Origin of the sequence: Streptomyces thermovulgaris, assembly GCF_002155915.1 — a bacterium.
Lineage (GTDB): Bacteria > Actinomycetota > Actinomycetes > Streptomycetales > Streptomycetaceae > Streptomyces > Streptomyces thermovulgaris.
In genome coordinates this window covers 1-1,712 of record NZ_MUME01000190.1, presented here as the reverse complement: position 1 = coordinate 1,712, position 1,712 = coordinate 1, and the positions used below count along the sequence as shown (strand labels likewise).

2 protein-coding genes are annotated in these 1,712 nt (G+C 65.3%); both read left to right on the top strand.

Translation table 11 applies throughout. The annotated features are described in order from the left end of the window. The first annotated feature begins 347 nt into the window (after positions 1–347). Positions 348–1,205 carry a helix-turn-helix domain-containing protein gene (locus CCN35_RS16425; protein WP_067396096.1) on the top strand — a complete coding sequence of 286 codons (858 nt, stop codon included), beginning with the start codon at positions 348–350 and terminating at the stop codon, positions 1,203–1,205. Between the two features lie 181 nt (positions 1,206–1,386). Then, the gene (locus tag CCN35_RS16420; protein ID WP_067396093.1) at positions 1,387–1,578 is read left to right on the top strand and encodes a DUF397 domain-containing protein; all 192 of its coding nucleotides are present in this window, start codon (positions 1,387–1,389) and stop codon (positions 1,576–1,578) included. Positions 1,579–1,712 lie beyond the last annotated feature (134 nt).

Here is a 1,712-nt window from a genome sequence, read left to right as displayed (position 1 = left end):
GCCCGGTTCCGGACGCGGCCGCCGCGCGGGGCAAGGACCGTTCAGGGGGCCCTTGCCCCGCGCGGCGGCGCGGCGGCCGTGGGAGCGCCGGGGAAAGCCGGAGAACCCGGAGAGAGCCGGAGCGGAGCGAAAGGACCGCGGAGGGGCCGAGGAGGGAACCGAGGGAGAGACCGAGAAAGAAAAAGACCAAATGTGCCACAAGCGCACAAATCTCCCTCTGGACGGCCCCAATACGCGGCCTTCGACCCGCATATCCGGCGTTTTCCAGCGGTAGGAAGCACCTTGGTGGCAGTCTGCTCAACAGCAGATACGCAAAGTAGAGGCATGCAGCCGGAGGTGCACGTCCCGTGGCGTCCAATGTCAATCCCACAGTCAGGCGGCGCCGGCTGGGCCAGGAGCTGCGCAGGCTTCGCGAACTCAAGGGCATGACGGCCGAGGAAGTGGCCGAAAGACTGCTGGTGTCGCAGTCGAAGATCAGCCGCCTGGAGAACGGCCGACGCAGCATCAGCCAGCGCGATGTGCGCGACCTGTGCGGGGTCTACGAGGTCAAGGACCAACGGGTCGTCGAGTCGCTGATGCAGATGGCCAAGGACTCGCGCCAGCAGGGCTGGTGGCACTCCTTCGGCGACATCCCCTACAGCGTCTACATCGGCCTGGAGACGGACGCGGCGAGTCTGAGGGTCTACGACCCGCAGGTCGTTCCCGGCCTGCTGCAGACCCGCCCGTACGCGGAGGCCCTGATCACCGGTGCCCTGCCGGAGACCGCGCCCGCCGACATCGAGAAGCGCGTCCAGGTCCGGATGCGTCGGCAGGAACGAATCTCCGCCACCGAGAACCCGTTGCGCCTGTGGGCGGTCCTGGACGAGGCCGCGTTGCGCAGGGTCGTCGGCAACCGGTCCGTGATGCGGGAGCAGTTGGAGCACCTGGTCGAGCAGTCCCTGCTGCCGCACGTGACCGTGCAGGTCATCCCGTTCGAGATGGGCGCCCACCCGGGTCTCAACGGGCAGTACGCCATCCTGGAGTTCCCGGACGCGGCGGACTCCAGTGTCGTCTACATCGAGGGCGTCACCAGCGACCTGTATCTGGAGAAGGCGAACGACGTGCGCAAGTACAGTGTGATGTACGAGCACTTGCGGGCGCAGGCGCTGAACGTGGAGCAGACGCGGCAGTTCATCGCCGACATCGCGAAGGAATACGCGCGCTGAGCACCCTGCCGGAAAAATGGCGAATTCTATACCCCACCCCTCCAAGGTGGAAGCTGTACCGGAATATGCCATCCGTAAGGATGAAGATCCCCTTCGGATGACGGGAGTGGCGAGTAGCGTCGATCGCGCCATCGAGCAAGAACGTTGGCGCAAACCACTCCACAGGCAATCCGGAGCAGAAATGGCAATTCGTCAGGGCGCCGTCCAGACGTGGACCAAGTCCTCGTACTCCACGGGCAATGGCGCATGCGTCGAGGTCAGGTCACCGGTGGTCGCGGCCATGATGGTCCGGGACTCCAAGGTTCCCGAGGGCCCGGTGCTGGGTTTCCCCGCCGACGCGTGGAACGCCTTCGTGGCGTCGCTCAAGGCCTAGGTGTTCTGTCCACGGAGGTTGGTGACAGCGATCACTGACGTGTGATCTTGAAATGGGTGAGGGCCCTCTGGCTCGGTGTGGATTGCGAGATCTGCACCGGCGACCAGAAAGGCCCTCGTGCCCCACCGTAATGC